At 69.8% G+C, this 23,714-nt stretch carries 47 protein-coding genes and 1 pseudogene; 38 read left to right on the top strand and 10 right to left on the bottom strand.

Going from position 1 to position 23,714, the window contains the following annotated elements; translation table 11 throughout:
* The first annotated feature begins 48 nt into the window (after positions 1-48).
* The 21 genes from ABZT06_RS08775 to ABZT06_RS08675 all read left to right on the top strand — a co-directional run bounded on the left by ABZT06_RS08775 (position 49) and on the right by ABZT06_RS08675 (position 10,010).
* On the top strand, positions 49-336 hold the full coding sequence (locus ABZT06_RS08775; protein WP_355736915.1) for a hypothetical protein: 288 nt from the start codon (positions 49-51) through the stop codon (positions 334-336).
* Positions 333-959, top strand: coding sequence for a hypothetical protein (locus tag ABZT06_RS08770; protein WP_355736912.1), 627 nt, complete (start codon positions 333-335; stop codon positions 957-959). Before ABZT06_RS08775 ends, ABZT06_RS08770 begins: the two co-directional genes overlap by 4 nt.
* Positions 956-1,342: a hypothetical protein gene (locus ABZT06_RS08765; protein WP_355736910.1), complete on the top strand. Its 387-nt coding sequence runs from the start codon at positions 956-958 to the stop codon at positions 1,340-1,342. Before ABZT06_RS08770 ends, ABZT06_RS08765 begins: the two co-directional genes overlap by 4 nt.
* A complete protein-coding gene (locus ABZT06_RS08760) occupies positions 1,339-1,638 on the top strand; it encodes a hypothetical protein (protein ID WP_355736908.1) in 300 nt (99 codons plus the stop codon). The genes ABZT06_RS08765 and ABZT06_RS08760 overlap by 4 nt, the downstream gene beginning before the upstream one ends.
* Complete coding sequence (locus ABZT06_RS08755; protein WP_355736906.1) at positions 1,635-1,811, top strand: hypothetical protein; 177 nt, start codon at positions 1,635-1,637, stop codon at positions 1,809-1,811. Before ABZT06_RS08760 ends, ABZT06_RS08755 begins: the two co-directional genes overlap by 4 nt.
* Entirely contained in the window at positions 1,808-2,059 is a 252-nt protein-coding gene (locus ABZT06_RS08750) for a hypothetical protein (protein ID WP_355736903.1), read from the top strand. The genes ABZT06_RS08755 and ABZT06_RS08750 overlap by 4 nt, the downstream gene beginning before the upstream one ends.
* A complete protein-coding gene (locus tag ABZT06_RS08745) occupies positions 2,060-2,260 on the top strand; it encodes a hypothetical protein (protein ID WP_355736900.1) in 201 nt (66 codons plus the stop codon).
* A gap of 14 nt (positions 2,261-2,274) precedes the next feature.
* Positions 2,275-2,565 carry a hypothetical protein gene (locus tag ABZT06_RS08740; protein WP_355736897.1) on the top strand — a complete coding sequence of 97 codons (291 nt, stop codon included), beginning with the start codon at positions 2,275-2,277 and terminating at the stop codon, positions 2,563-2,565.
* Positions 2,562-2,771, top strand: a complete 210-nt coding sequence (locus ABZT06_RS08735) for a hypothetical protein (RefSeq protein ID WP_355736895.1) — start codon at positions 2,562-2,564, stop codon at positions 2,769-2,771. The genes ABZT06_RS08740 and ABZT06_RS08735 overlap by 4 nt, the downstream gene beginning before the upstream one ends.
* Before the next feature lie 97 nt (positions 2,772-2,868).
* Complete coding sequence (locus ABZT06_RS08730; protein ID WP_355736893.1) at positions 2,869-3,351, top strand: hypothetical protein; 483 nt, start codon at positions 2,869-2,871, stop codon at positions 3,349-3,351.
* The gene (locus ABZT06_RS08725) at positions 3,352-3,903 is read left to right on the top strand and encodes a hypothetical protein (RefSeq protein ID WP_355736890.1); all 552 of its coding nucleotides are present in this window, start codon (positions 3,352-3,354) and stop codon (positions 3,901-3,903) included. It begins immediately after the preceding gene.
* A gap of 77 nt (positions 3,904-3,980) precedes the next feature.
* Positions 3,981-4,136 carry a hypothetical protein gene (locus tag ABZT06_RS08720; RefSeq protein WP_355736888.1) on the top strand — a complete coding sequence of 52 codons (156 nt, stop codon included), beginning with the start codon at positions 3,981-3,983 and terminating at the stop codon, positions 4,134-4,136.
* On the top strand, positions 4,133-5,242 hold the full coding sequence (gene dnaN / locus ABZT06_RS08715; protein WP_355736885.1) for a DNA polymerase III subunit beta: 1,110 nt from the start codon (positions 4,133-4,135) through the stop codon (positions 5,240-5,242). The genes ABZT06_RS08720 and dnaN overlap by 4 nt, the downstream gene beginning before the upstream one ends.
* Positions 5,243-5,258: 16 nt before the next feature.
* Positions 5,259-5,900, top strand: coding sequence for a hypothetical protein (locus ABZT06_RS08710; protein WP_355736883.1), 642 nt, complete (start codon positions 5,259-5,261; stop codon positions 5,898-5,900).
* A 203-nt stretch (positions 5,901-6,103) separates the two neighbouring features.
* The gene (locus tag ABZT06_RS08705) at positions 6,104-7,054 is read left to right on the top strand and encodes a lambda-exonuclease family protein (protein WP_355736880.1); all 951 of its coding nucleotides are present in this window, start codon (positions 6,104-6,106) and stop codon (positions 7,052-7,054) included.
* Positions 7,054-7,296, top strand: coding sequence for a hypothetical protein (locus ABZT06_RS08700; RefSeq protein WP_355736878.1), 243 nt, complete (start codon positions 7,054-7,056; stop codon positions 7,294-7,296). The genes ABZT06_RS08705 and ABZT06_RS08700 overlap by 1 nt, the downstream gene beginning before the upstream one ends.
* On the top strand, positions 7,293-8,135 hold the full coding sequence (locus tag ABZT06_RS08695; RefSeq protein ID WP_355736875.1) for a recombinase RecT: 843 nt from the start codon (positions 7,293-7,295) through the stop codon (positions 8,133-8,135). The genes ABZT06_RS08700 and ABZT06_RS08695 overlap by 4 nt, the downstream gene beginning before the upstream one ends.
* 79 nt (positions 8,136-8,214) lie before the next feature.
* Positions 8,215-8,592 (top strand): hypothetical protein, encoded by a 378-nt coding sequence (locus ABZT06_RS08690; RefSeq protein WP_355736872.1) that lies wholly within the window; start codon positions 8,215-8,217, stop codon positions 8,590-8,592.
* Positions 8,593-8,680: 88 nt separating this feature from the next.
* Positions 8,681-9,016: a hypothetical protein gene (locus ABZT06_RS08685; RefSeq protein WP_355736869.1), complete on the top strand. Its 336-nt coding sequence runs from the start codon at positions 8,681-8,683 to the stop codon at positions 9,014-9,016.
* The gene (locus ABZT06_RS08680) at positions 9,013-9,840 is read left to right on the top strand and encodes a hypothetical protein (RefSeq protein ID WP_355736866.1); all 828 of its coding nucleotides are present in this window, start codon (positions 9,013-9,015) and stop codon (positions 9,838-9,840) included. Before ABZT06_RS08685 ends, ABZT06_RS08680 begins: the two co-directional genes overlap by 4 nt.
* Positions 9,837-10,010, top strand: coding sequence for a hypothetical protein (locus ABZT06_RS08675; protein WP_355736863.1), 174 nt, complete (start codon positions 9,837-9,839; stop codon positions 10,008-10,010). The genes ABZT06_RS08680 and ABZT06_RS08675 overlap by 4 nt, the downstream gene beginning before the upstream one ends.
* A gap of 59 nt (positions 10,011-10,069) precedes the next feature.
* Here the strand turns inward: ABZT06_RS08675 and ABZT06_RS08670 are convergent, their stop codons facing one another.
* On the bottom strand, positions 10,070-10,252 hold the full coding sequence (locus ABZT06_RS08670; RefSeq protein ID WP_355736860.1) for a hypothetical protein: 183 nt from the start codon (positions 10,250-10,252) through the stop codon (positions 10,070-10,072).
* Between the two features lie 193 nt (positions 10,253-10,445).
* On the opposite strand from ABZT06_RS08670, the gene ABZT06_RS08665 reads away from it, so the two are divergent.
* Positions 10,446-11,321, top strand: coding sequence for a helix-turn-helix domain-containing protein (locus ABZT06_RS08665; protein WP_355736858.1), 876 nt, complete (start codon positions 10,446-10,448; stop codon positions 11,319-11,321).
* Here the strand turns inward: ABZT06_RS08665 and ABZT06_RS08660 are convergent.
* Positions 11,318-11,497 carry a hypothetical protein gene (locus ABZT06_RS08660; RefSeq protein WP_355737085.1) on the bottom strand — a complete coding sequence of 60 codons (180 nt, stop codon included), beginning with the start codon at positions 11,495-11,497 and terminating at the stop codon, positions 11,318-11,320. The genes ABZT06_RS08665 and ABZT06_RS08660 overlap by 4 nt on opposite strands.
* Between ABZT06_RS08660 and ABZT06_RS08655 the strand changes: the two genes are divergently transcribed.
* The 15 genes and pseudogenes from ABZT06_RS08655 to ABZT06_RS08585 all read left to right on the top strand — a co-directional run bounded on the left by ABZT06_RS08655 (position 11,426) and on the right by ABZT06_RS08585 (position 19,455).
* A complete protein-coding gene (locus tag ABZT06_RS08655; protein ID WP_355737067.1) occupies positions 11,426-12,622 on the top strand; it encodes an AAA family ATPase in 1,197 nt (398 codons plus the stop codon). The genes ABZT06_RS08660 and ABZT06_RS08655 overlap by 72 nt on opposite strands.
* Before the next feature lie 11 nt (positions 12,623-12,633).
* Positions 12,634-12,906, top strand: a complete 273-nt coding sequence (locus ABZT06_RS08650) for a hypothetical protein (RefSeq protein WP_355736856.1) — start codon at positions 12,634-12,636, stop codon at positions 12,904-12,906.
* On the top strand, positions 12,903-13,187 hold the full coding sequence (locus ABZT06_RS08645) for a hypothetical protein (protein WP_355736854.1): 285 nt from the start codon (positions 12,903-12,905) through the stop codon (positions 13,185-13,187). Before ABZT06_RS08650 ends, ABZT06_RS08645 begins: the two co-directional genes overlap by 4 nt.
* A gap of 53 nt (positions 13,188-13,240) precedes the next feature.
* Positions 13,241-13,726: pseudogene (locus ABZT06_RS08640) on the top strand (DNA cytosine methyltransferase); the annotation flags it as partial.
* A 13-nt stretch (positions 13,727-13,739) separates the two neighbouring features.
* A complete protein-coding gene (locus ABZT06_RS08635; RefSeq protein ID WP_355737082.1) occupies positions 13,740-14,630 on the top strand; it encodes a hypothetical protein in 891 nt (296 codons plus the stop codon).
* A 23-nt stretch (positions 14,631-14,653) separates the two neighbouring features.
* The gene (locus ABZT06_RS08630; protein ID WP_355737079.1) at positions 14,654-14,812 is read left to right on the top strand and encodes a hypothetical protein; all 159 of its coding nucleotides are present in this window, start codon (positions 14,654-14,656) and stop codon (positions 14,810-14,812) included.
* Positions 14,813-14,929: 117 nt separating this feature from the next.
* Positions 14,930-15,127 carry a hypothetical protein gene (locus ABZT06_RS08625; protein WP_355736851.1) on the top strand — a complete coding sequence of 66 codons (198 nt, stop codon included), beginning with the start codon at positions 14,930-14,932 and terminating at the stop codon, positions 15,125-15,127.
* 198 nt (positions 15,128-15,325) lie between these two features.
* Positions 15,326-15,865 (top strand): hypothetical protein, encoded by a 540-nt coding sequence (locus ABZT06_RS08620; protein WP_355736849.1) that lies wholly within the window; start codon positions 15,326-15,328, stop codon positions 15,863-15,865.
* 70 nt (positions 15,866-15,935) lie between these two features.
* The gene (locus ABZT06_RS08615; RefSeq protein WP_355736847.1) at positions 15,936-16,202 is read left to right on the top strand and encodes a hypothetical protein; all 267 of its coding nucleotides are present in this window, start codon (positions 15,936-15,938) and stop codon (positions 16,200-16,202) included.
* Positions 16,203-16,205: 3 nt separating this feature from the next.
* Complete coding sequence (locus ABZT06_RS08610; RefSeq protein WP_355736844.1) at positions 16,206-17,477, top strand: hypothetical protein; 1,272 nt, start codon at positions 16,206-16,208, stop codon at positions 17,475-17,477.
* 394 nt (positions 17,478-17,871) lie between these two features.
* Positions 17,872-18,075: a hypothetical protein gene (locus ABZT06_RS08605; RefSeq protein ID WP_355736841.1), complete on the top strand. Its 204-nt coding sequence runs from the start codon at positions 17,872-17,874 to the stop codon at positions 18,073-18,075.
* Positions 18,076-18,127: 52 nt separating this feature from the next.
* Positions 18,128-18,355 (top strand): hypothetical protein, encoded by a 228-nt coding sequence (locus ABZT06_RS08600; protein ID WP_355736839.1) that lies wholly within the window; start codon positions 18,128-18,130, stop codon positions 18,353-18,355.
* 52 nt (positions 18,356-18,407) lie between these two features.
* Positions 18,408-18,821, top strand: a complete 414-nt coding sequence (locus ABZT06_RS08595) for an SLOG family protein (protein ID WP_355736836.1) — start codon at positions 18,408-18,410, stop codon at positions 18,819-18,821.
* Positions 18,818-19,168, top strand: coding sequence for a hypothetical protein (locus ABZT06_RS08590; protein WP_355736833.1), 351 nt, complete (start codon positions 18,818-18,820; stop codon positions 19,166-19,168). The genes ABZT06_RS08595 and ABZT06_RS08590 overlap by 4 nt, the downstream gene beginning before the upstream one ends.
* Complete coding sequence (locus ABZT06_RS08585) at positions 19,165-19,455, top strand: hypothetical protein (RefSeq protein ID WP_355736830.1); 291 nt, start codon at positions 19,165-19,167, stop codon at positions 19,453-19,455. Before ABZT06_RS08590 ends, ABZT06_RS08585 begins: the two co-directional genes overlap by 4 nt.
* A 44-nt stretch (positions 19,456-19,499) precedes the next feature.
* Here ABZT06_RS08585 and ABZT06_RS08580 read toward each other — a convergent pair whose 3' ends face one another.
* The 5 genes from ABZT06_RS08580 to ABZT06_RS08560 all read right to left on the bottom strand — a co-directional run bounded on the left by ABZT06_RS08580 (position 19,500) and on the right by ABZT06_RS08560 (position 21,382).
* A complete protein-coding gene (locus tag ABZT06_RS08580) occupies positions 19,500-19,823 on the bottom strand; it encodes a hypothetical protein (protein WP_355736827.1) in 324 nt (107 codons plus the stop codon).
* A 136-nt stretch (positions 19,824-19,959) separates the two neighbouring features.
* Positions 19,960-20,103, bottom strand: a complete 144-nt coding sequence (locus ABZT06_RS08575) for a hypothetical protein (protein WP_355736824.1) — start codon at positions 20,101-20,103, stop codon at positions 19,960-19,962.
* 15 nt (positions 20,104-20,118) lie between these two features.
* Entirely contained in the window at positions 20,119-20,565 is a 447-nt protein-coding gene (locus ABZT06_RS08570) for a hypothetical protein (protein ID WP_355736821.1), read from the bottom strand.
* The gene (locus tag ABZT06_RS08565; RefSeq protein WP_355736819.1) at positions 20,565-20,735 is read right to left on the bottom strand and encodes a hypothetical protein; all 171 of its coding nucleotides are present in this window, start codon (positions 20,733-20,735) and stop codon (positions 20,565-20,567) included. Before ABZT06_RS08565 ends, ABZT06_RS08570 begins: the two co-directional genes overlap by 1 nt.
* A gap of 2 nt (positions 20,736-20,737) precedes the next feature.
* Positions 20,738-21,382 (bottom strand): hypothetical protein, encoded by a 645-nt coding sequence (locus ABZT06_RS08560; RefSeq protein ID WP_355736816.1) that lies wholly within the window; start codon positions 21,380-21,382, stop codon positions 20,738-20,740.
* A gap of 86 nt (positions 21,383-21,468) precedes the next feature.
* Between ABZT06_RS08560 and ABZT06_RS08555 the strand changes: the two genes are divergently transcribed.
* A complete protein-coding gene (locus ABZT06_RS08555) occupies positions 21,469-21,747 on the top strand; it encodes a sigma-70 family RNA polymerase sigma factor (protein ID WP_355736813.1) in 279 nt (92 codons plus the stop codon).
* Between the two features lie 49 nt (positions 21,748-21,796).
* Here the strand turns inward: ABZT06_RS08555 and ABZT06_RS08550 are convergent, their stop codons facing one another.
* From ABZT06_RS08550 to ABZT06_RS08540, 3 genes are all read right to left on the bottom strand, one after another.
* Positions 21,797-22,192 (bottom strand): NUDIX domain-containing protein, encoded by a 396-nt coding sequence (locus ABZT06_RS08550; RefSeq protein WP_355736810.1) that lies wholly within the window; start codon positions 22,190-22,192, stop codon positions 21,797-21,799.
* Positions 22,193-22,492: 300 nt separating this feature from the next.
* Entirely contained in the window at positions 22,493-22,882 is a 390-nt protein-coding gene (locus ABZT06_RS08545) for a hypothetical protein (protein WP_355736808.1), read from the bottom strand.
* Positions 22,883-23,040: 158 nt separating this feature from the next.
* Complete coding sequence (locus ABZT06_RS08540; protein WP_355736805.1) at positions 23,041-23,394, bottom strand: hypothetical protein; 354 nt, start codon at positions 23,392-23,394, stop codon at positions 23,041-23,043.
* Positions 23,395-23,714: the final 320 nt, after the last annotated feature.

Genomic DNA, 23,714 nt, shown 5'->3' with positions numbered 1-23,714 from the left:
AAGGTCGCCGATCCACCCCTCACCACTCCGAAGAGAAGAGGCAGATCTGTGCCTACATCATCCACCACTCCCGCCCCCGGGACCATGACGGTCCGGGTGTGCGACCGGGGCACCGGCCGCGACTATGTCGGCGTCTCTGTCCGCACGGTGACGGTCTCGGACCGCTGCCCGCAGTGCGACGGTCCGCGCGGCGTCGACACGATCCGCAACCACAACTTCCACGAAGACGGCGAGTGGTACTCCGTCGACCGCTGGACGAACCCGTGCGGCCACATCGACATGTACTCCGCCGTGCTCGCCGAGTTCCGCGCCATCCAGGCGGGCGGTGCCGAATGAGCGACGAGCTGAGGAACGTCACCCTCGCCGCCAACGAGATGGCGCGCGAGATCGCGGATCTTCGTGACCAGAACAAGCGACTGATCGACGTCGCGCTCCCCGAGGTTCGGCGCGGTTACGAGGCGCAGCGCGAGGCCAAGGTCCGCTGGCGCGAGCGCGCCCAGAAGGCCGAAGCCCGCATCGCCGAGCTGGAGAACGCCCTGGCGGCCACCGGCCGTTCGCTGTCGTCGTTCATCTTCGACTCGGACGATCCGGGCGCCGACGCGCTGGGTGCCCAGTGGCTGTGCCAGCAGGCGATGCCGCAGGCGGACGACCCGTTCGCCCAGCCGCGCGCCTTCCGCTCCAGCGTCTTCACCGAGGCATCGAAGGCTGTCGAGGGCATGGAAGGCCGCCCGTCGGACGGCCAGTACTCGCGGGAGTACCTCGACGGCTACTCGCACGCCTTGGAGGACGCGGCCGAGCACCTGGAGAAGCACGCCGATCAGGCGGCCGAGGGAACCGAGACGACGGAGGCCCCCGTACCGCAGCACTTCGACAAGGTGCCGGACCCGCTGGACGGCTGCCACTGGTGCGCGTGCGGCAACCGCTGGCCCTGCAAGAACGCGGGGGAGGTGACGGGATGAACGCCTACGACAACGTCTTCTCGCTGATGATCAGCACGCTCACGGCGAGGTCCTGGGACGAGGCGCACGAGAACCTTGCGAAGCTGCGCACCGGCACGGTAGGCGAGGTAGCCGACTGGCTGGATGCGGCGGGAGAGCCTGCCGCTGCCGGTCTGCTCCGTAAGTGGGGTGTCCCGGACCCCGGTTTGAACATGGACGGCACCGACTGGGCCGCAGCCTTCGTCCCGCACACCGACTCCTGGCACAGGCTCCTGATCAGCGAATCCCGCGAGCAGGCCGAGGAGCGCGTTGCCCAGCTGCAAGAGCGGGGCTTCCGCGCCTGGCTGATGACGCGGACCTGGGAAGACGACGAGCCGTCCGACTGGGCGGAGGTGTCGCGATGACCCGCCGCAAGAACATCGACCACTTCGCCGTGGCCGCGGCGTGCCGCGCCAATCCGGGCGTGTGGCAGCGGGTCGGGGAGTACAGGGCCACGACGACCGCTCAGGGAATGGTCTGGCACATCCAGCGGGGCGCGACGAAGAACTTGACGCAGCGGTGGGCTTACCTGCCTGTCGGTTCGTTCGAGGCCCGGCACACGCTGACCGAGTTCGGTGCCCAGGTTGAGGCCCGTTTCGTCGGGGCCAGCGATGACCTGCTGTGGGCTGACGCCCTCGCCGGTCTGGCGGTGGCCCGATGACCCGCCCGATCACCGCCCTCTCCGCCGCTGTCGAGTTCGAGGGCGCGCTGCCGGTGCCGTTCGGTCACGCCCGCCCGCTCGGACCCGCCCCGCGCATCAAGGCCGCCGACATGCCGCTGGCCGAACTCGAAGCCCGCATCGACACCACCACGCCCGAGGAGGGCACCTCATGAACCGTGCCGAGATTTCCGGCGGGATCAACCTCGACCTGAACGACGGGCCGATCCGCACCAGGCACTTCCGAGGCTTCGACGGCAAGCCGTGCGCCCAGCTGATCATCGGCGAGGCCGGGCAGTCCGTAGCCATCTCCGTCACCCGATCCACACCCGAGGTGCTCGACGAGCTCGCCGAGGCTGTCGCCGAACTGAAGGCGTGGACGCTGCGCCAGCAGCAGCCGCAGCCGCTGAAGGCGGTGGTCTGAATGGCCACCGTAGCCGAACCCCGCCCGCTGGCCGACCTGGAGATGGACTCGGTGCTTGCGGTCGAGGCCGCCTGGGAGCGCCGCTCGCACGGCCGCAAGCCGTGGACGACCGCCGAGTACCTGGACGCCGTCGACGCCGTCCACGCCCGATATCGACTGCGCCGGGAATGGCTGCGCACGCACCGGCAGGGGGTGTCGTGATGGTGACCCTGTCCGTGACCCGCTCACGCATCGCCACCGTCCTCCGCGGCGCCGAGGACATCCTCCTGATGGAGGGCTGGGACCCGCTCACCAACCCGATCATGTCGGCCATCGACCGGGCCGCCGGATACGTCCCCGGCAAGGGCGGAACCGACGCCGAGCGAACCACGCTCGAAGCCTGGGAATCCCTCACCGAACACCTCGGGGTCGCATCCGTCTCCCACTGGGAACGGAAGCCCGGCCGCAGCGCCCTGCAGGTTCTCGCCGCACTCGACGGGGCCGCCGGCAAGACGGTGACCGCATGACCGCCCCGACGCGCCTGTCGCCGATGGCCGGCCTCTTCAACGCCCTGCTGCGCCTATACATCCGCCGGGCCCGCCCGGTGATCGCCGCCCAGCTTCGGCAGCTCGACGAGGCCCGCAACGTCAACGCCCGGCTCGCCACCGCCCGCGACTTCGCCGCCAGCAAAGCCGCCGGATACATCGACCGCACCGGACTGGAGGCGCCGTGATCACCGGCCTGTTCGTTGCCGTCGCCGCCGTGGCCCTGCTGCTCGCCAGCGCCCACCGAGACCGCCGTGAAGCCCGCACCGCCAACAAGGAGCAGCCGTGACCCTCAACGACCTCGTCCCCGCCCCACTCAGGGGCCACGGCCGCCGTCGGGCCGTAGACAAGGTGACCGAACTCCGCGCCGAGAACGTCATCCTCCTCGGCAACCTGCACTGCGCCGGCGACGCGATCGCCCTGCTCCGCCAGGACTTGGCTGAGGCGCACGCCAAGCAGGGCGAGGCCGAGGAACTCGTCGTGCAGCAGCAGGCCGACATGGAAGAGCTGACCGTCGAACGCGACGAGTGGCGGGACCGGTTCCTCGCCCTGCAGGCCCGTTTCGGTACTCAGATCGCCGCCGAGGAGAACGCCAACCGGGTCGACGTGCCGCCGATGACGCGCATCGGCGCCGACCAGGACACCCAGTCCATCGACGTCACCACCCTGCGCGAAGCCGCCGAAGCCGGCCTCCTGCCCGGATGCGGGGCGGGGCGCCTCGGACCCGTCACCGACCCCGGCCGGGTGCACGCCGAGGGGGTGGCGTAGATGGCGACCGCCACGTCAACCCTGATCCTCTCCGACCTGTCGGGCATGCCGGACGGCCCCCTGCCGGACCGGGACGCGATCGACGACTGGTCGATCAAATCCTTCGACGACTACTTCACCGCGACCGCCCGGCACTCCGCCCGCATGTTCGCCGAGCGGGCTGCCGAATGCGAGGCAACCGGCCGGTGGATGAAGGACTGGCACAGCTCGCGGCACATGGCGGTGCTGTCGCTACTGGCCGGGGCTGAGCAGGCGGCACCCGTTGAGGACCGGCCGTGGCACGCGGCCCGACTCGACGCCTACGCCGAGCAGTTCGGCCTGCGCGGCTGGCATCGCTACACCGACTTGCGCGGCAAGCACTGCATCCAGATCAACCTGATTCGCACCCGTGAGGACGGCGAGCAGGGACGCCACTACGTGCACGCCGCCGACCACATGCACGGACCGCTCCGCTTCTGGGTCATCGACCGCGACACGCACCGCACCGTCTACCGGTCCTTCACCAGCCGCATCGCCCAGCAGTGGATCGACGAGCGCGAGAGCCCGCACTGAGCACCGGCGGACAAGCAGAAACCCCGCCTGAAGACAGCAGGCGGGGTCCACCACCCACCTTCTCATGGAGGACCCCAATGGATCAGCTCGCCCTGTTCCCCGACACCGCCGTCACCGGCAGCGGCCAGCTCAAGCCCTGGCCCGCCGCCGAGACGCGGCCCGAGCCGGAGCCTGAGACCGCCGTCGACCCCAACCAGATCCGGTTCAACCTCGAAGCGGAGGAGGCGGCATGAAACTCCGCATCGACCAGAAAGAGCTGGCGGACGCGGCCCGCCGCGCCCACCGCCGCCTGCCCACCAATCCGATCGCACCGATCCTCGCCGGGATCCTCGTCGAGGCCACCGAAGACACGGTCACCCTGTCCGGCTTCGACTACGAGACCAGCACACGCGCCGTCCTCGACGCGGAAATCCTGGAACCAGGCCTCGCCCTGGTGTCCGGTCGGCTCCTCGCCGACGTGTCCGCCACCTTCCCGGCCGGTCTCGTTGACGTGGTCGCCGACGAACGCGAGGTGACCGTGACGGCGCCGGGCACCACATTCGCTCTGCCAGCGATGCCCGTGAGCGACTACCCGGCCCTGCCCGAGGCCCCGGGCGCCGCAGGCGCCATCGACGGCGATCTGCTGGCCGCCGCGGTCGGGCACGCCGCCCAGTGCACCCTGCCGATGAAGGAGGCGGCGGGCAGCCTCGTCGGCTTCACCGGCGTGCACGTCCTGGCCGACGGCGACCAGCTGACCGTGTCCGCCTCGGATCGGTACCGCATCGTGCGCCGCACCCTGCCGTGGCAGCCCGCCGACGACCGGCCCGGTGAACTCCTGATTCCGGCTGGAGAGTTCGCGGCCACCGTCAAGCAGACCGCCGGGCACACAGTGCACCTCGGTTTCGCCGACTCCGACGGATCCGTCGCCTCCCTCTCCACCGACACCTTGACGGTGACCAGCCGCACCATCGCCGGAAAGTTCCCCGACATCGCCGGCTTCTTCCCCAAGCCGGAGGCCGCCGCAGGCTCCGCGCTGGTCGACACCGCCGAGCTGCTGGCAGCGGTGAATCGTGCCGCCCTGGTCATCGAGGACAAAAACCCGATCAACGTCACCTTCGGCGGGGGCAAGGTCACGGTGCGGGGTGGCGGTGCAGGCCAGCGCGGCAGCAGCGAACTCGCCGCGAACACCGACATCGACGACTTCACGATCGCGTTCAACCCGCACTATCTCGCCTCCCTGCTCGCCCCCATCGAGGGGACGGTGCGGATCTGGCTGTTCACGTCCAGCAAGCCGGTGCTGATCGAGCCGGTCGACGACCCCACCTACCGGGCCGTGTGCATGCCCGTCCGAATCAAGTAGCCAGGAGACCCCAGAAGTGATCACCATCGCCGACCACGCGCTCAGCCGCCTCGTCGCGCAGACCAAGCCGCACATCGCCGGCAAGGACGACCCGGAGGCCCTGCAGTCCATCGCCTTCGACCACGACGGCACTTGGCTGTACGCGTTCGCCACCAACCGCTTCACCCTCGCCGTCTCCCGCACCCAGGTCACCGGGGGCGACGACAAGCCGTGGGCCGCGGTCGTGCACCGCATGCAGATCCCCGAACTGGCCGCCGCCATCCGCCTCCTCGACGCCAAGCCGATCAACATCGAGCGGACCGGCACCCAACTCGTCCTGTCCGGGGAGTCCGGCAGCCGCATCGCCATCGCCCTGTCACAGCCCGACAAGGAGCCCATGTCCTGGCGGAAGTATCTGCTGCCTCTACTGGAGAAGAAGGCTGCGACCGCCGAGATGTCGATGACCCCAAAGTTCTTTGGCGCCTGGAAGGACCTGCCTGGCCCGGTGTCGATGTGGTGCGTCGGCGAAATGAAGCCGACGTTGATCCTCGCCTCCGACTTCGTCGGCATGCAGATGCCGGTTCGCACTGCCGAGAGCCATGACCTGACGGTGCGCCGCGAACTCGACGCCTGGAAGGCCGCCAAACGGGACGAGCCCGAGGAGCCGGCCGCCGCCTAGACCGCCGCCGGCGCACTTCCCCCCAGCGCGCCGCGGCCCGGGTCCCGCCGCCACCCCCCTGCGGCGGCGGGACCCACCCCAACTCCACAGCCTGCGGCAGAAGCCCCCCACTTCGCGCCGCACCCCTGGCGGCCCGGCCCGCACCACCCCCCCCCCCGGTCGGGCCGGGCCGCCACCACCCCGCACACCTTCTGGAAGGTCACATGAGCACCGAAAGCACCATCAGTCACCCCTATCCGGCGCCGGAGGGGATCCTGCTCGGCCACCTCACCCCCGGCAGCGAAGCCTGGGACGAGGCCCGCGCCGGACTGTGCATCACCGCCACCGAGATCGCCGCCGTCGTGAACCTGTCGCCTTGGATGTCGCGCTTCACGTTGTGGCACAAGAAGGCCGGGCTGCGGGTCGCACCGTTCGAGATGACCCCGGCGATCGAGTGGGGGACCCGCCTGGAGGACGCGGTCGCCGGCAAGTGGCAGGACGAGCACCCGGGCCAACTCGCCGCCCCCGCGGGCACGTGGCAGCACCGGGAGCGGACGTGGCAGCGGGCCACCCCGGACCGGCTCGTCTACCCGCAGCCCGCAGGCGAGTTCGAGGTTCCGGAGTACGCCGAGGAACTCCTGGAGGTGAAGACCAGCCCGTTCGGCGACGACTGGGGGCCGGACGGCGCCGAGGACGGGGTGCCGGTCTGGTACCGCTGCCAAGTCATCTGGCAGATGGACACGCTGGGCCTGCGCCGCACCCGCTTCGCCCTGCTGATCGGCGGCTGGGACTACCGCGAATACGTCGTCGACTACGACGAGGACGAGGCGAAGATCCTCCGCGAGGCGGCCGTGAAGTTCCTCGACGAGGTCCGCGACGGAGTGCGCCCGCCCATCGACTCGGCCGACGACACCTACCAGACGATCCGCGTCCAGCCCGACCACTTCGACGACATCGACGTCGAGATCCCTGCCAAGGATGCGGCCCGCTACGAGAACGCCCGAGCCGCCTCCAAGGCCGCCGCCGCCGAACTGACCGCCGCGAAAAGTGTCGTCCTCGACCACATCGGCACCGGCAAGCGGGCCGTCGTCGGCGAACGCCGCATCGCCTACCGCATCGCCAAACCCGACGGCACCACCAAATCCCTCAACCCCTACCAGCAGAAAGCCGCCTGATGACCGAAGCCGAACAGCTCCTCATCGCCGCTGCGGACCTGAACGAGCGAGCCAAGGCATGCGAGGCGGCGCGGCACGAAGTACGGCTGCCGCCCGAAGTCGTCGCCACCATCGCCTACTTCCTGACGACGTGCGGCCGCATCGCCGCCCGAGCAGGCGGCATCCGCGCGACCGGCCCGCAGGAAGCGCTCATCGAGCACGCCCACGACATCGCACGCACCCACCTCGGAGAGTTCAAGTGAGCCAGATCAGCAACGCCATCGCCACCCGCGACAACGGGCCCGAAGCCATCGTCCGCCAGCACAAGGACGACCTCACCCTCGTCTTGCCCTCACACGTCAAGGGCGAGACGTGGATGCGCCTCGCCTACGGCGCCCTCCGCTCCAACGCCCAACTGCTGCAGGTCGCCACCCGCAACCCGGGCAGCCTGATGACCGCCCTCCAGGAGTGCGCGCGCCTCGGCCACGAGCCCGCCAGCAAGTCGTTCTACTTCGTCCCGTTCGGCAACGAGATCCAGGGCATCGAGGGCTACCGCGGTGTCGTCGAGCGCATCTACCGAGCCGGCGCCGTCAAGGTCGTCCACGCCGAAGTCGTGTACGCCAACGACGAGTTCGTGTGGGCGCCCGGCACCGTCGACCGCCACGCCGACGGCCCCCGGTGGGAAGGCCCGCAGCAGGTGCCGTTCCACAAGGCCGACTGGTTCTCCGACCGCGGCGAGGTCAAGGGCGCCTTCTCCTACGGCATCTTCCAGGACGGCACCCCGTCCCGCGTCGTCGTCATCAACCGCGCCTACATCGACAAGGTCCGCAAGGAGTCGAAGGGCTCCGAGAACCCGAAGTCGCCGTGGGTGAAGTGGTTCGACCAGATGGTCCTGAAGACCGTCGCCCACCGACTTGAGCCCTGGGTGCCCACCTCAACCGAGTGGCGCAAGGAGCAGCTGCGCGCCGCCCAGGAGGTCAACGCCGAGCAGGCCGGGCCGGTCGCCATCACCCCCCAGGGCGCCGAGCCGGACTACCGCGACCCCGCTTCGCCCGAGGACTTCAACGACGAGGGACCCGTCGACGCCGAACTCGTCGACTAGCCCGCACGCGCCTGAGCCGGCCGCGGGCATTGCGGCCGGCTCGGAACCCCACCACACCACACCCGGAAGGGATCGCGCCATGACCCGCCGCCTCACGCCCGCCGAGCGTCTCGCCTCCGCGGAGAAAGACCTCCTCCTGGAGGAGCTCGCCGAGCAGTCCTCGTGGGACCAATTCCTCGTCGAGCAGGCCGTCTTCCACTTCGGCCAGCGCCACGACGAGTGGTCGTGCAACGACTTGCGCGACGTGCTGCCCGAGCTGGGTCACGGCTTCCTCGGCGCCGCCATCAACTCACTGCGCACCGCCGGGATCATCGCCCACACCGGCCGCATGGTGCCGTCCACCCAGGTCAACACGCACGGGCATCGGATCTCAGTCTGGCAGTTGACCGACAAGGGACGCCAGATCGCCGCCAAGCGCCGCGACGGCCGCAACCAGCAGCAGGCGGAGGCGGCGTGATGGCCACCGTCGCACTGATCCTCGCCATCGCCGGGCGCGCCCTCAGCGTCACCGCCGTCATCTTCGGCCTGCGCGGACGGAGGCGGACGTGACCCCCGACGTGTACGGCGCCTGGATGGCCGCCGGCAACAACCTGCAGACGGTCGGGGCGTGGCTGGCCGGTGACGGCGCCTGGGTGCCCATCGCCGCCGTCGCCGCCGTCATCGTCTGGCGCACCTGGCGAATCCGGCCCCGCGACGACTACCGCAGCCGCAACGACCAGCGGCAAGCCGCAGAGGCGACCGCCTGCGCGCCGCACCCCGAACCCGGCCAGCCCGGCACCGACACCCGCCTCTACCTCGCCGCCGTCGCCATCTACGACGACTGCGAGGAGCTCGACCGACTCCGCGACGCCATCGAACAACACCGGAAGGAGACGCCGTGACCACCGCCGTCCGCCAGCCGCCCACGCACGCCAACAGCACCTGCGTGAAGTGGCACGGCTGCCACCGCCCCGACTGCCGCGAGCGCTACAACGCCCGCCGCCGCGCCATCCGGGCCGGCCTCATCCAACCCCGCTCCCTCATCGACGCCGAACCCATCCGCCAGCACATCCTCGACCTGATCGAGACCGGTCTCACGCCCACCCGCATAGCCCGCCTAGCCGGCATGTCCCACACCAACATCACCGACTTCCTCCACGGCAGCCCCGGCCAAGGGCGCGGACGGAAACGGCAGACCAGCCCCGACATTGCGCAGCGAATCCTCGCCGTCCAGCCGATCACCACCGTGGGCACCATCCGCCGCATCCAAGCCCTCGTCGCCATCGGCTGGCCGATAAGGCAGATCGCCCCGCGCGCCAACGTGTCCACGCGCTGGATCGTCAACCTTCACGACGGTGTCGTCGTCAACTTCGTCACCTCCGCGAAGATCGCCGAGGTCTACGGCGAACTCCGCAAGCGCAAGCCGGAAGCCCACGGCGTCTGGGCCGGCCACGCCAGAAGGTCCCGCGAACGCGCCAAGGCCAACCGCTGGCCCACCCCCAAGTACTGGGACAAGTACGCCGACGCCATCGACGACCCCCACTTCGAGCCCATGTACGGCATCGGACGCGGCGCCACCCTCGCCGCCGACGCCCGCGAGCTTCTGCGCATCACCGGACACAGCGTCGAGCAGATCGCCGAACGCCTCGGAGTGACGAAGGCCCACCTCTACCAGGAACTCCTCCGGCACCCGGAGACGGCCACGAACTTCGAGGAGGCCGCGTGAGCTGCCCGAGCGGCAAGACCCGCTACCGCGACCGCATCGCCGCCAACGCCGCACTCCCCATCCGGCAGCAAAGCCAGCAGGCGGCAGAGGAGTGCGACAGGTGCGGGGGAGTCCACCTGCCCGAACAGAACCAGCAGCAGCCCGGCCGGCAGGGCGAACGCGACCAGTAGGCGGACACGACAACGGCCCCGCAGAAGCGGGGCCAGGGAGGAGAGGAGGGGAGATGCGATCAGTCGGACTTGGCGGCGTCGCGTTCTTGCCGGCGGTTGAAGGACGCAACCTCGCGCTTGATGTACAGGCGCAGGTCGTCGGACCGGGAGATGCCCTTCTCTTCGCAGGCAGCGCCGTAGGCCTCCCAGGTCTCTGTGTCGAGACGGAAGACGCGGTTCGGCATGGGGTCGCGGGGTGCCATGGCAAAAGGCTAGCGGATGTACGGGCGTGCCGTCGATCTGGCGGCCGTGTTCCGCACATCACTCTGCACTCACTTTGCATAGGCGTTTTGCCTCATCGCTTGGTAGCATTCTGCATATGCGTTCGCGGCTCTTGAGTCACACAGACCACAACTTCCGCATGTCCCGAGCCGCAGACCCCGAGAAGAGATTTTCGTGAGCATCGACGCAATCAACTGGGCGACCGAGTACGCGCCGCCCATGCCGTCGCAGCTGCTGCCGACGCTGACCGCGCTGGCGAAGCATGCCGACCGCGACGGCACCGGCGCGTACCCGTCGGTGCCCCGCCTGGCTGCGCTCGCATGCAAGTCCGAGCGATCCGTGAGGCGCGACCTGCGCCAGCTCGAGGAGCTGAAGTTGATCCGAAAAGGCAACCAGGGCCTTGTCGCCCACCTGCCCGCAGACAAGCGGCCGGAGGTCTACGACCTGGCAATGGAACTGACCGTCCCAAAGGGGCGGGCCGGCGACGACGAGGGGACGCGGGCGTCCGCCCGGACGCTGGTGTCCTCCCGTGAGCGTGGACGCGCAGCCCGCGAAGCAAAGAAGACCAGCTCACAGGCCCGACGCGATACGGAACGGGCGGACGTGGACGTCCGGGCGGACGTGGACGTCCGGGCGGACGTGGACGTCCAGAGCGACCGGACGTCCACGTCCGCAGCGGGGGGACGTGGACGTCCGCCAAAAGGTTCTTTGAAAGGTCCTTTGAAGGGGGCGGGCGCGAACCGGGGCGAGAACCCCTTCCCGTCGCGGGATGACGGCGCCCTGGCCCCCATCGACGAAGACGGATTCAAGATCACCGACGAGATGCGCCGCTGGGCCAAGCGTGACGGCTACTCCGACCTCATCGACATCGACTTCGCCACTGCCCAGTTCGTCGACCACTACCGCTCCACCGGCGACCACCGCCGCTCCTGGCCAGCTGCTTGGCAGAAGTGGATCCGGTCCGACGCCGACAAGGAAGCCAAGCGCCGAGCCCGCGGCACGCACCTGCGCGCCGTCGGTGGAAGCCCCGAAGAGCGAGGAATCTTCTAGTGCCCGCCCACCTCGAGCCCGTACCCGACCACGACGACGTCGTGCCGTTCGAACGCGTCCCGCCACACGACCTCGACGCCGAACAGGCCGCCCTCGGCGCCTGCATGCTCTCCCGCGCCGCCTGCGCCGAAGTCCTTGCCGCAGTCGCCCCGGAAGCCTTCTACAAGCCGCCGCACGTGACGATCTTCAACGCGATTACGCACATGTTCCTGCAAGGCCACCGCATCGACCAGATCACCGTAGCCAAGTACCTTGCCGATGCTGGAGATCTCGAGCGCGTCGGCGGCGCCAGCTACCTCTACGTGCTGGTGCGCGCCGTGCCCACCGCAGCCAACGGTGACTACTACGCCACGATCGTCCAAGACCGGGCCCTGCGCCGCGGCCTCATCGAACTCGGCGCGCGCGTCGTGCAGATGGGCTACGCCACCGAAGGCGAGACGAGCGAACTCGTAGAGCGCACGGTCGTCCTGAGTCGCGAACTCCGCGACCGCGGCATGGCAGCCGACGAACTCCCCACGCTCGACCTCCACGACTTCCTCGCCGTCAAGCACGCCTATGACTGGCTGGTGCCCGGCCTCCTCGAGCGCGGCGACCGACTGATCCTTACGGCAGCGGAAGGTGGTGGCAAGTCGACCCTGATGCGACAGATCGCGATCTGTTCCGCCGCCGGCCTCGACCCCTTCACCCAGAAGCCCATCGACCCGCTCAGGGTCCTCATCCTCGACTGCGAGAACGGCGAAGCCGCCACCCGCCGTGCCCTAGCCCCCCTCGCCCAGACCGCAACCCGCTGGAATCACCGGATCGCCAGCGGCCAGCTCAGCATCGAATGCCAGCCCGCCGGGGTCGACCTCACCAAGGCGCAGGATCGTGCGTGGCTGATGCGCCGCGTCGAGAAGCTCAAGCCCGAAATGCTGATCATCGGGCCGGTCTACCGCCTCCACGCGGGCAATCCGAACGACGAAGAACTTGCCCGCAAGGTCACCGTCGTCATCGACGAAGCCCGCGCCACCGCCGGATGCGCAGTCCTCATGGAAGCCCACGCCCCCCACCACAACGGCTTCAGCAAGCACCGCGACCTGCGCCCCGCCGGCTCCTCCCTGTGGAAGCGCTGGCCCGAGTTTGGCTACGGACTGCGCCCCGTCGACGACGAACTTTCCGCTGAACAAGACCGCGCCCGCGCCGTCGTCCCCTGGCGCGGGGCCCGCGACGAACGCGACTGGCCCACCTACCTCAAGCAGGGCAGCGACTGGCCCTGGACCCCGTACAAGCCGCCCTACAACGGCTCCGAAGCCGTCGCCTGAGAGGACCTAACGTGATCACCTGGCCCGAACTGACCGCCGCTGAACCTCGCTTGCGTGACCTCGAGGTCGAGGTGCTCGCTGAAGCCGCTAAGGCCGAGACCGACCCCATGTGGTCGTTCTCGATCTACTGGTCGCGCACCCTGCGCCCTGCCATCAAGCCCCTCGTCGGCTGGGAACGCGACACCGGCGCCCACCCTCAGCTCGAGAGCGAAGCCGCCTGGCACGCCGCCATCAGCCACCTCATCGGCCTCCTCCCCGCAGGCGAAGGGCTGTGGGCGTCATGACCGAGATCAGCGTCGAGGACATCGCCGAGCTCCGGCGGCAAGGCGACTTCCGCGCCTACCTCCGACAGGCCGTTGAGCGCGAGGCCACGCAAGTTCCGAAGCCCCCACTCGCCGCGGTCCCGACCCCCGGCTACCGGGTCGCCCACACCGGCGGCTGGCCGTTGGGCACCGCCGCGACGGGCCCGACTCCGCCCCCGGATACCTGCACCTGCGCCCGCTGCGGCGGCAACCCGGCCGCCTCTGCCTCCGTCCACCACCACCGGCAAGGAGACGCCGCGTGAGCCTGCGTATCGGATCCCTGTTCACCGGCACGGGCGCCTTGGACCTGGCCGTGATGGACGTCTACGACGCCGAGGTGGTCTGGCATTCCCAGTACGAGCCGCCCGATAAGAACGGCAAGGAGGACAAGAACCAGTACGCGGCCAAGATTCTCGCCCGCCACTGGCCGGACGTCCCCAACCTGGGCGACATCACGAAGGTCGACTGGCAGGCCGTCCTCGACGAACTCGGCCCCATCGACATCCTCACGGGTGGCTTTCCCTGCCAGGACGTGTCTTCTGCGGGGCGTCGCGTCGGCCTCGCGCCCGACTCCCGGTCCGGGCTGTGGACGCACATGGCCCGTGCTGTCGCCATCCTCCAACCACGATTGGTGATCATCGAAAATGTCGAAGGGCTCCTCTCGGCGCCGGCCGCCAGTGACATGGAACCCTGCGCGTACTGCGTGGGAGACGGACATTCTGAGCCTCTACTGCGGGCATGCGGAGCCGTTCTTGGCGACTTGGCCAGCCTCGGGCTCGATGCGGAATGGGGTCGCTTCGGAGCGGACGAAGTCGGTGCCCCCCACCGCCGCCGCCGCATCATCATCCGCGCCTGGCCCGCTGTTCAAAACACCCACGTCGAATCTGGGGACGAACGGCGGCTCGCAGCACCCGGAGAAGCGCAAGTTGGGTGGGCATGGCCCGACGCTGGCGGACGAGGTGGAGCATCTGCTGCCGACTCCGGCCGCCAGGGATTGGAAGTCGGGGGAGTCGAATCTGATCGGGACGAACTCCCGGCCTCTGAACGAGGTGGTCGTGAACTTGCTGCCGACGCCGACGGCGTCGAACCCCAACGACGGGGAGTCGCTGGAGTCCTGGGAGGCCAGGCGGCAACGGAACCTGGCGAAGGGGGTCAACGGGAACGGGCAGGGCACGCCGCTGGCGATAGCAGTGAAGCTGCTGCCGACGCCGATGGCCGGGGACTCGAAGGGAACCCGGAACGCCACCGCGGGGCGGACGACGGACAACCCGAATGTGAACGCGGGCTGGACCCTCTCGGACGTGATCTTCGACGGGCAGTTGTCGAACCCGCCTGCCCCACCTGCGGATGCGAAGAGTCCTTCCACGACGCCGGAGGCTTCTGCGCCGGCTGCCGCGGATGCGCCGATTCCGAACTCGGGCGGCCCGATGAAGCTGCTGCCGACGCCGGATACCGGCATGAGCCCGAACGGTCACGGACGGCGGGGCGGAAAGCCGGGCAACGGGCACCAGTCGGGCGCTTCGCTGGACAACGTCGTGAAGGATCTTCTGCCGACGCCGACGGGCTCGGACGGCGAGAGAAAGTCCTCCAGCTACGGCCGGGGCAACCCGACCTCGACTGGGGCGATTACGAGCCTGCCATCCGGCGCTGGGAACGAATCCTCGGACGACGAGCCCCTTGGCCTACTGACGTTCTGGGACGACTGAGCCCCGTTTTCACCGAATGGCTCATGGGCCTGCCTGACGGCTGGGTCACGGATACCCCCGGCCTTACTCGCGCCGCCATGCTGCGCGCCCTCGGCAACGGCGTCGTCCGGCAACAGGCTGCCGCCGCCATCCGTGTGCTTCACGCCCGCGCCACCGAGAACGCCGGCGAGGCGGCCGCATGACCGCAGCGACCCGGGGCGCGCCTAACGCCCCGGGTCTGCCGGAACGCTACCCGCCGCCGGGGTGACCGGTGTTGCCGAAATGCACGTTGAATCCCGATCCGACCCAGGAGGAACGCCATGACCAAACCGGTCGACCATTCGAAGGCCGCCCGCCGCAAGGGCCCGCCGTCCCGCTACGTGTCCGCCGCGTCTCTGGCTCTGCTGCGGTTCAGCTTCCCGGGCCGGGTGCCCTCGGTCGTGATCGCGCAGGCGCTGGAGGAGAAGGCCCGCCGCGAGGGCCGTCCGCTGCCGCCGCGCGAGGGGGACGGGTCGTGAAGCCGCCGACGATCGCCCAGATGCGGAACCTGGTGAACCGGGCGGAGCGAGGCCGGCTGACCGTCGCGGAGGCGGACCGGCTGCGCGAGGGGCTGGAGCTTCTGGCCGCAGCCACACCGCCCGATGCGGCCCCGGATGCCCCACGTGCGGCCCACAGTTCGCCCCTGACGGCCTCTGGGGCGTTCGGCGGGGCGCCGCGTGACGGCAGCCCACCACCCGCACACCACCACCCCGAAAGGCACCCCGATGACCGACCACACCCCGCCCACCAACCAGCAACTCGACGAGATCGAAGCCCGCGCCGCGTACCTGGAGGAGTACGCGACTCTCACCGACGGGCCGTTGCAGGCCGACGCCGATCAGCTCTGGGGCAACGACGTGGGCGTCCTGCTCGCAGAGGTCCGCCACCTCCGCGCCTCAGCCGAGCCGGTGACCGTGCCCACCAAGGACACCCCGCTGTCCGAGTACGACTTCGTCGAGCTCGTCGCCTTCGCCCACAAAGTCGAGTCGGAAGGCTTCGGCTACGCCTTCGAGGAGTACCCGCCCCGCTTCGAAGCCCCCGAACTCGACCCGATCGCCGACGACTACAGCCTGCTGCGACAGCTCTTCGACGAGTGGGAGGAGGCGCTGGACGAGTTCTGGACGCGACCGGACGCCGAGGCCGCCTACGACGCGCACATCGACGAGGCCCGTCGCCGTCGGCGGGAGCAGCGCGATACCGAGTCCGCCGCCCCGTGAGCAGGTCGGCCCCGCCGGCGGAATCGGCGGGGCCACCCCGACCCTCCCATACCGAACCAGGAGACACACCATGCCCATCACCCATCACGACCAGCCCGTCTACAAGCTCGTCTGCGACAACACCGACTGCTACAGCGGCGACTGGACCGCCCTCGACGAGGACAGCCGAACCCGCTACTTCGAGACCCGCACCGACGCCCGCGACTGGGGATCGCTCAACGGCTGGCAGATCGGCGACCGCGTGCTGTGCCCGGCCGACGCCGCCGAAGCGCGTGACCGCCGTGAGCAGGCCGAGGACATCGCGTCCGCCGTCACTGACGCGCTGATGGAGGGCTGAGCGATGACCGACCAGCCCGACACCGCCCTCTGCCCGTACTGCCCGCATCCCGCCCACAAGCCGGGCGTCGAGTGTGAGGGCGGTGTCGACCACGGCCCGAAGCACTGGCACCGCTGCCTGTGCCTGAACCTCGTCGGCTCCGAGGCGCCGTGCCACCCGTTGATGGACTGCCAGGGCGGCAAGCTCGGCTACTCCGACATCTGGTATCTCCAGCGTGGGCACACGCTGTCGAGCGCGGACGGGCCGGTGACGCCGGACGTGCTGAAGACGACGCCCGCCGCGCCCGCTGTGCCGCCGTCTGCGGAGTCCGTTCCGTCTCGCCGTGCCGGGCTCCGCGACGAGCTGGCCGCCGCGATCTGGGAGCGGCAGAACCCCGGCCGCCGCTACGCCGACTGTGAGCACGCCAGGGATCGGGCCGATGAGGAAGCCGACGCCGATGCGGTGCTGGCGGTGTTGTACCGGGAGTGGCCTTGGCTCCGCGCCGAAGCCGAAGACGCTGTCCCGCAGGACCGGGCCGCCGCGCTCGACGAGGCTGCCGACACCCCGGCCGCCGAGTGCGGCGCCCAGAACCGCAACTACGAGTCCGGCCCGCGCCTGTGCATCCGCGCCGCGCAGCACACCGGCAAGGACCACGTCGACGAGCGCGGCTTCCACTGGTCCGACACCACCGCCGTGTACCCGGTGAGCGATGGCACGTTCCGCCGAGGCGTGGACGTGCGGGCCTCGCTGCGCCGGTTGGCGGCCGAGACCACCCCGGAACCCGCGACGGAGGCTGAGGCGGGCGCCTGCGGCCATCGAAGCTCCGAAGGCCACCCGTGCACCCAGCCGTCCGGCCATTACGGCTACCACCGCAACGTCCGCAACGACGGCGACGAGTGGACCTCGTGGGTCGGCGACGCCCCGGTCGTCGAGGAAGCGGAGTGCTGCGGCGCCGAGCCTCCTGAGGGCTGGCCCGGAGACTGCTGGTGCACCCTCGCGCAGGGCCACGACGGTGCGCACCGGTGCGAATCATGCAGCAACCGGCACGACGCGCCCGGCTGGACCGACAGCGAGCCGGAGGGGCCCGCTGTCGTGGAGGCCCAGCCCGACGAGACGCAGGAGACCCGGCCTCCCGTCGCCTACAGCAACGGCTACGGCAGCACCTACTGCCTGGGCTGCGCCCCCGCTGTCGAAGCCGACGTGCCGCTCACCGCCGCCGACGTCGACCACTGGGAGCTGTGCCCGTCCTGCGGACGCCACATCGTCGACGTCGCCCGCGCCAAGGCGTCGTCGTGATTGCTGACGCCATCGACACGGTGATCACGCTCGGGTGGGCGTTGTGCGTGTGGATCCTGCTGTGCGCGGCCACGGCGACGCTCGGGCTGTACGCGGTCGTGGTGGCGGTCGCATGGCCGTGCAGGATCGCACGGGAGGCCGTAGCCGGGGCTGTAGCGGCCGAACGGGCCTTGCGGGCACTCCGGGAGGGCCGGACGCCTCCTGGCCCTCCTGGCGGGCTTGTGCCGCTTCCGGTACGGGAGACGACCGGTGGAACAGGCCCATCCCGCGCCCCCAGTCGCCGCTGTAGCGGCCCGCAGACGGTCGACGGCCCGATTCACGCACCAGCACCCGCCAAGCCGTCAGAAGCCCGCCCTGGCCCCTCGTGGGCCCGAACCGACAAGGACACCGCCGCATGACCGCTGAGCCCTACCCGTACCGCGTCCGCCTCTGGGGAGGCCGCAACGTCCACGCCTCCCGCGACGTCAACGGAGGCCCCAACAGGGTGACCGCCTGCGGCTACTACCTGCCAGCCAACTCGAACAACCACGGCGTCACCCCGATTGCCGACATTGAGTGCAGCCGCTGCCGGACCGCCATCAACACCGCCCGCCCGTAAGCCCGTCTGCCCGGGGCGACACCCGCCCCGGGCCCGCAGGAAGGAACCCGACGTGACCGACCCCAATAGCCGCATCGCGCAGTACCACTCACCGCCCCGAGGCGGCCCCATCCCGCCCGGCATGCGCGACGACGGCCCACCACACAACGGGCCACTGTGCCTCGGCCCCACCGGCGACTGGCTCTGCCGACAGCGTGCCGACGACGGCCACAGCGACCACGCCCCCTACGTCGAAGGCGAATACCTGGCACCCGCCACCGCGCCGAACGCCCAGCCGTGACCACCCACCCGTGGCTACCCCACCCCGCCCGCGCCATCAACCGGAGCCAGCCGTGACCACCACGCCCTACCGCATCCTCGTCACCGGCAGCCGCGCCTGGAACGACCACGACACCATCCACAAAGCCCTCGCCGACACCGTCCGCCCACTCCCCGCCAACCGCGAAATCGTCATCGCACACGGCGCCTGCCCCACCGGAGCCGACCACATCGCCGACCAATGGGCCCGCGCATACGGCGCCCGCCCCGAAGCCCACCACCCCGAAGACCACGGCACCTGGCCCCGCTGCGGCCCCATCCGCAACCACCACATGGTCACCCTCGGCGCCGACATCTGCCTCGCCTTCATCGGCCCCTGCACCAGCCACCGCTGCCACCGGCCCCGACCCCACCCCAGCCACGGCGCGAGCGGCTGCGCAGACCTCGCCGAACGCGCCGGGATCCCCACGAGGCGGTGGACCGTATGACCGACATAGTCCGGGCCGTCTGCCCCGGCTGCGACAAACCCCACCGCGTCACCATCGCCGGAGTCTTCGTCCGCCACCGCCGAGGACAAGACACCTGCCCCGGCGCCGGACAACCCGCCCAAGACGCCACCCCACCCGCCTCCCACCGAGGCGCAACCGGCCTCACCGGACCACCCGCACCCGACGAACCCGCCGCCGGACGCTCCTGCGACGGCGGCCACTGCGACCGCCCCTCCATCGGCTGGCGCCTGTACCGAGGCGAACGCCACTGGCTGCCCGTCTGCGGCCTCCACATGGACGGCCCGGCCGGACGCACCCGCATCCACGACGAACCGGAGCAGCCATGACCGACCGCAACACCCTCGACCAGATGAACAGCAACGACCTCGACCAGCTGTACGACCGCGCCGACCGCGCCGAAGCCACCCTCGCCCGCCTCGCCGACTACCTGCACACCAGCGGCCCCTGCTGCGAAAGCGTCCGACACACCCTCGACGACATCATCGGCGGGCGCAGTGAACAACCCCAAACAACCGCGAACAACCCCGCCACCAGCGACAACGGTCCCAGCGTGACCGAAGCGGCAGCAGACGACCGCGCCTACTGGGACGGCGGCAAGGCCGGCGAACAGTGAGCACAGCAAAGCCCCCGGCCGATTGGCCGGGGGCTTTCGCGCGCCTAGAACAACCCTTCGCAGGCGAGGCATAGTTTCGCCGCCGCCCAGTCCGCCAGCTGCACCCGGTACCGCTCCACGCCCGCATGGTTGACGACACCGAAGACCATGCCGCCCACCGCGACCAGCAGCCCCAGCAGGATCGCCCCGCTCACCATCACGCCGATCCCGGCCAGCGTCGCCACCAGCGCGAGCAGCACCTGCGATGCCACCTCATCCGGCGGGGCGTAAGTCGCCCGCAGCGGCGACTCTGCGGGGAGGGCCTTCCAGAACAGGTCGAGCTTCTGGACATTCGGCGAACTGCATGTCGGGCAGAGCAAGGCCAACACGCCCGGGGCTGCGCGTGGTTGAGACCCGGAGTGTCGGCGGAATGCGGGCGTCCAGGAAGCGGGCGGTAGGCGATGTGGCCGGGGTCACTTCACGCCGAAGCCCCGCCGGGGTGGCGGGGCTTCGGTCGATTCGGATTCAGTCGGCGGCGGTCAGGTACTGGTCGTACTCACTGCAGGCGCAGTCGCAGGTGTGGGAGCGCTCGCAGGGGCAGGGCTCGCAGCAGTAGTGGGTGTTGCAGTCGCGGCAGAGGGTGCGTCCGCAGTCTTCGCAGTCGTCCATCAGTTCTCCTTTGGATCAGCTGGCTCGTTCGAGCCAGAAGCCGTCGCTGTGCTCGTCGTGGTGCTGGCGGCCGATCTGCCACCCGTTGAGGCGGGCGACTTCGGCCCACGTCCAGCGGAGCGCGCCGGAAGCCCAGCCGTCTTCGGGCCTGTTCATCAGGTACAGGCGCCCGTCGTGCGGGTGGATCCGCACCAGCACCCGGTCGTCGAGCGCCCGAAGCTCCTTCGGTGCGGTCTGGAAGACCGGGCAGGCCTCGCACTGGCCGCCGTTGACGCAGGAACTGAATCCGCCCCAGCGGGCCCGGCGCGTGTCCTGCGACTCCCGCAAGGCCGCGTATGAGGTGGGCCGCAGGGCGCACTGGGGCAGGGGGGTTCCCATGTGGCCGCCCATGGACAGGCGGTTCCAGCCCTTGCCGTCCGGGCCGTGGGCGTGGCCCGTCGGGGCTTCGAGGTGGATCGGCATCACTCGCCTGCCTTCTCGGCGAGAAGCCGGTCGATGAGGGTGCGGGCGAGCTCGGCGTTCCCGTCGTAGTAGACGGTCAGCGCGTGCTCAATGACGGGCCGCACGCTGCGCCGCTCATTGGAGGGGACGGCCTCGCGGTTCTCCTTGCTGGCGTTCTCGGTGGCGACCATGGTCAGTTCCCCTTCGTGGCGAAGTAAGCGAGCGGGTTGACGCCGCCGTTGTCGTCGACGTCCATCAGCCACTCGTCGAACAGGTCGTCACCGAGGCGGCGGTTGAACTCGTCCATGATCCAGCCGCGCACGAGGGCCAGCTCCCGGGTGGCCGGCTTGCCCTCGGTGCCCGTCCAGGCGAGGCAGAGAGCCTCGTCGCTGAGCTTTGCGGCCATCTCGGCGACCTTGGTGGTGGCCTGCTCGCGAGACGGGGCGGTCACGTCGGTCTCGCTGGCCGCCGTCGACGTCTCTCCGAGGTAGGGCTTCATGCAGTGGCTGCACACGCACTGGCCGCCTGCGGTGATGTTGGCGCAGGGCTCGATGCGGCGCTTCTCGCAGTAGTCGCAGGAGCAGATGCCGCCGGGGGCGACGACGTGGCCGTGCTCGTTGAGCTCGTAGGTGCCGGGCGTGTACCAGCACTCGTTCCAGCGGCCCTCGAAGGGGCGGGAGTCGACGTCGTCGATGGTGCGCTTGGCCCACTCGATGACGTCGGCCTGGGTGCCGAACCATTCGCCGCAGTCGGTGCCGTTCACGGAGATCCGCGACTTGGCGTAGCTCTTGCCCTTGACGGCCTTGAGCTGACGTCCCTTGTAGTTCTCGCGGATCATCTCGGTCTCCCCTGCTTGCTGTTCCCTGACTCTCTAAATGTAAGGGCACCCCTTGCAGATGTCAACCCACCCCCTACACTGAGTCCATGACGAACCCGCCGGCCCCCTTCGAGAACCTGAAACACCTCGCCGAACAAGGCGACGCCACCCAGCGAGCCAAAGACGTCGGCACCGCCCTCCAGGCGATCCCCGACCTGCAGAAGTGGCTGCACGCGCTACGGCAAAGCGCCGTCCAGGAGATGCACGACGACGGCCTCAGCTACGCCCAGATCGGCAAGGAACTCGGCGTACACCGCGTTCGCGCCCACCAGATCGCCGAAGGACGCACCAGCGGGAAACGGGCCGGCGAAGCGGGAGGGGCATGACGAAGGCCCCCTGCTCCACTGTCCGGAGCAGGGGGCCTTTCATGTGTCGTCACTCTGCCAGCTGGCCCACCACCCATGCCTGCACCGGCGCGTACAGCCCACCCGGCACCAGCTCCGCCAGCCGGTTGCGGTCCACCCACGCCACCTCCGCAACCTCCCGCGGCGACGCCGGATGCGCGGTGCCGGCCAGCAGCGTGCACGCCCAATACGACACCAGATGCCCCGTCGCCGGATGCACCCGCTCACCGAGCAGCGCCGTCGCCTTCACGGTGACACCCGCCTCCTCCAAGGCCTCACGCGCCGCGGCGGCAGCCGGGGGCTCGCCCGGCTCGACCTTGCCCGACGGCAACGACCACAACAGCGAGCCCACCGGAGTAGTGCGGCGGATCAGCAAGAGACGGCCCGCGTGAACGATCACGGCGCCGGCGATGGGGGAGAGGGGCATCGATCTCTGCTATCGAGAGAAGCGGGAAGGGCCCGGCCTCAACCCGAGGCCGGGCCCTTCACTGCAAGCCGTTCACTGCGTCGGCTGCCCGCTACCCGGGCACGTCTCCCGACTCCCCGGCTTCTGATGGTGCGCCGCCGGCTGACCCTTCTCCGCACCAACCCAAGCGCCGCACTGCGAGCACGCCGCCTCTAGCCGGCCCGGATCGAATCGCCCGCCACCCGCTGCGCCCACAATGGCCTCCTCGCACAAGACGACAGGGCCATCACGCTGCGCCCGCAACGGCAATACGGGGAGGGCTCACACGAGGCGCACGAAAGCGCGCTCACCATTCCGGAACCGCACCGTCAGCCCCCGCGAATCCCTGCCCTCCTGGGCCGACCACACATCCATCCGCTCAACATCCCTCGGCTCCGACCGACCCAAAACGCCAGCCAGCCACGCATCCGGAGACGCCGACACCGGAGCATCCGACCACGCCGGCGGCGCACCCTCCACAGGAGCCGTCGGAGTGTCGTGCTTCGACCCATCCGCCAACTGTCCAATGACCTGCCAACGCTGCTCCTTACCCGCCACCACCGCCGACAGGGCGTAGGGGTAAGGGCCACCATCAGGCACAGCCACCTGCTGCACCTCCGGACTGTTTTTCAGCAGGTCAACGAGGTGATCGCGGAAATCGGCGGGGCGCATTACGTGGTCCTTTCGGGGAGAGCCCGGCCAGTCTACGAGGGCCGAGGCCAGAGGGAAGAGGTAGGGCAGAAGGTGTCGCAGAGGTAGCCAAGAGGACGGCCAAAGCAGCGGCAAAAGGGCCCCGACTAGACCACAGGCGAGGCCCTTCAACGGGCGCGTCAGGCGACGCGCGCCCGGTACGCGGCCCGGATCTCAACCAGTCGGCGCTGCGTCTCCCGCATCGCGTCGAGCCGCGCCTGAAGGGTGTTGATGAGCGTCTCGTAGCCGTCCGGGTCGAGACCATCGATGAAGTGGTCGTCCACCAGCTCGACGACCGCATACGGCAGGCGATGGGAGACGGTCGGCGACCACGGCTCCACCTTGATCAGCGTGGACAGGATGGCGAACTCCTCAGCCACGCCGCTCGCGTTAACCGACAAGGTCAGAGCCTCCGACGGCGTCCAGCACCACACGTCCTCGCGGAAGTGCGGCTGACCCGCCTCGCGAGAATGATCAAGGGTGCAGCCGTCCATGCACGTGTACTCCACCGTCTCGCCCGTGCGCCGATCGATGAACGACCACGAGAGGGGCGTGACCGGCGTCGCAGGCTGAGTGGCGGCGACGGCAGCAGACTCGGGCGCTACAGTGTGCATCGAGACCTTCTCTCTGGTGAGTGATGGGTTGCGGCAGCGAGCGGGAACTCGCTGTGGATGAACTGGCCGGGCGGGTGCGAACCGTCCGGCCGTTCGCTTGTCTGGACGCTGCCACAAGGCGTGGCCTCGCGATCCAGGGGGCTGCAATTCGCGCGGCTGCCCTTGAGGCGTTGCCCCAGGTTGGAGGGCAAGAGCCCTTC

Origin of the sequence: Streptomyces sp. NPDC005483, assembly GCF_040606035.1 — a bacterium.
GTDB lineage: Bacteria > Actinomycetota > Actinomycetes > Streptomycetales > Streptomycetaceae > Streptomyces.
This window is presented reverse-complemented; position numbering and strand designations above follow the sequence as displayed.

Excerpts from the sequence above, each read along its gene's own strand:
- ABZT06_RS08770 (WP_355736912.1), top strand. The coding sequence starts at position 333 with ATGAGCGACGAGCTGAGGAACGTCACCCTCGCCGCCAACGAGATGGCG.
- ABZT06_RS08765 (WP_355736910.1), top strand. The coding sequence starts at position 956 with ATGAACGCCTACGACAACGTCTTCTCGCTGATGATCAGCACGCTCACG.
- ABZT06_RS08760 (WP_355736908.1), top strand. The coding sequence starts at position 1,339 with ATGACCCGCCGCAAGAACATCGACCACTTCGCCGTGGCCGCGGCGTGC.
- ABZT06_RS08755 (WP_355736906.1), top strand. The coding sequence starts at position 1,635 with ATGACCCGCCCGATCACCGCCCTCTCCGCCGCTGTCGAGTTCGAGGGC.
- ABZT06_RS08750 (WP_355736903.1), top strand. The coding sequence starts at position 1,808 with ATGAACCGTGCCGAGATTTCCGGCGGGATCAACCTCGACCTGAACGAC.
- ABZT06_RS08745 (WP_355736900.1), top strand. The coding sequence starts at position 2,060 with ATGGCCACCGTAGCCGAACCCCGCCCGCTGGCCGACCTGGAGATGGAC.
- ABZT06_RS08735 (WP_355736895.1), top strand. The coding sequence starts at position 2,562 with ATGACCGCCCCGACGCGCCTGTCGCCGATGGCCGGCCTCTTCAACGCC.
- ABZT06_RS08725 (WP_355736890.1), top strand. The coding sequence starts at position 3,352 with ATGGCGACCGCCACGTCAACCCTGATCCTCTCCGACCTGTCGGGCATG.
- ABZT06_RS08720 (WP_355736888.1), top strand. The coding sequence starts at position 3,981 with ATGGATCAGCTCGCCCTGTTCCCCGACACCGCCGTCACCGGCAGCGGC.
- dnaN (WP_355736885.1), top strand. The coding sequence starts at position 4,133 with ATGAAACTCCGCATCGACCAGAAAGAGCTGGCGGACGCGGCCCGCCGC.
- ABZT06_RS08705 (WP_355736880.1), top strand. The coding sequence starts at position 6,104 with ATGAGCACCGAAAGCACCATCAGTCACCCCTATCCGGCGCCGGAGGGG.
- ABZT06_RS08700 (WP_355736878.1), top strand. The coding sequence starts at position 7,054 with ATGACCGAAGCCGAACAGCTCCTCATCGCCGCTGCGGACCTGAACGAG.
- ABZT06_RS08690 (WP_355736872.1), top strand. The coding sequence starts at position 8,215 with ATGACCCGCCGCCTCACGCCCGCCGAGCGTCTCGCCTCCGCGGAGAAA.
- ABZT06_RS08670 (WP_355736860.1), bottom strand. The coding sequence starts at position 10,252 with ATGGCACCCCGCGACCCCATGCCGAACCGCGTCTTCCGTCTCGACACA.
- ABZT06_RS08655 (WP_355737067.1), top strand. The coding sequence starts at position 11,426 with ATGCTCTCCCGCGCCGCCTGCGCCGAAGTCCTTGCCGCAGTCGCCCCG.
- ABZT06_RS08645 (WP_355736854.1), top strand. The coding sequence starts at position 12,903 with ATGACCGAGATCAGCGTCGAGGACATCGCCGAGCTCCGGCGGCAAGGC.
- ABZT06_RS08630 (WP_355737079.1), top strand. The coding sequence starts at position 14,654 with ATGGGCCTGCCTGACGGCTGGGTCACGGATACCCCCGGCCTTACTCGC.
- ABZT06_RS08625 (WP_355736851.1), top strand. The coding sequence starts at position 14,930 with ATGACCAAACCGGTCGACCATTCGAAGGCCGCCCGCCGCAAGGGCCCG.
- ABZT06_RS08615 (WP_355736847.1), top strand. The coding sequence starts at position 15,936 with ATGCCCATCACCCATCACGACCAGCCCGTCTACAAGCTCGTCTGCGAC.
- ABZT06_RS08610 (WP_355736844.1), top strand. The coding sequence starts at position 16,206 with ATGACCGACCAGCCCGACACCGCCCTCTGCCCGTACTGCCCGCATCCC.
- ABZT06_RS08605 (WP_355736841.1), top strand. The coding sequence starts at position 17,872 with ATGACCGCTGAGCCCTACCCGTACCGCGTCCGCCTCTGGGGAGGCCGC.
- ABZT06_RS08590 (WP_355736833.1), top strand. The coding sequence starts at position 18,818 with ATGACCGACATAGTCCGGGCCGTCTGCCCCGGCTGCGACAAACCCCAC.
- ABZT06_RS08585 (WP_355736830.1), top strand. The coding sequence starts at position 19,165 with ATGACCGACCGCAACACCCTCGACCAGATGAACAGCAACGACCTCGAC.
- ABZT06_RS08575 (WP_355736824.1), bottom strand. The coding sequence starts at position 20,103 with ATGGACGACTGCGAAGACTGCGGACGCACCCTCTGCCGCGACTGCAAC.
- ABZT06_RS08570 (WP_355736821.1), bottom strand. The coding sequence starts at position 20,565 with ATGCCGATCCACCTCGAAGCCCCGACGGGCCACGCCCACGGCCCGGAC.
- ABZT06_RS08565 (WP_355736819.1), bottom strand. The coding sequence starts at position 20,735 with ATGGTCGCCACCGAGAACGCCAGCAAGGAGAACCGCGAGGCCGTCCCC.
- ABZT06_RS08560 (WP_355736816.1), bottom strand. The coding sequence starts at position 21,382 with ATGATCCGCGAGAACTACAAGGGACGTCAGCTCAAGGCCGTCAAGGGC.
- ABZT06_RS08555 (WP_355736813.1), top strand. The coding sequence starts at position 21,469 with ATGACGAACCCGCCGGCCCCCTTCGAGAACCTGAAACACCTCGCCGAA.
- ABZT06_RS08550 (WP_355736810.1), bottom strand. The coding sequence starts at position 22,192 with ATGCCCCTCTCCCCCATCGCCGGCGCCGTGATCGTTCACGCGGGCCGT.
- ABZT06_RS08545 (WP_355736808.1), bottom strand. The coding sequence starts at position 22,882 with ATGCGCCCCGCCGATTTCCGCGATCACCTCGTTGACCTGCTGAAAAAC.
- ABZT06_RS08540 (WP_355736805.1), bottom strand. The coding sequence starts at position 23,394 with ATGGACGGCTGCACCCTTGATCATTCTCGCGAGGCGGGTCAGCCGCAC.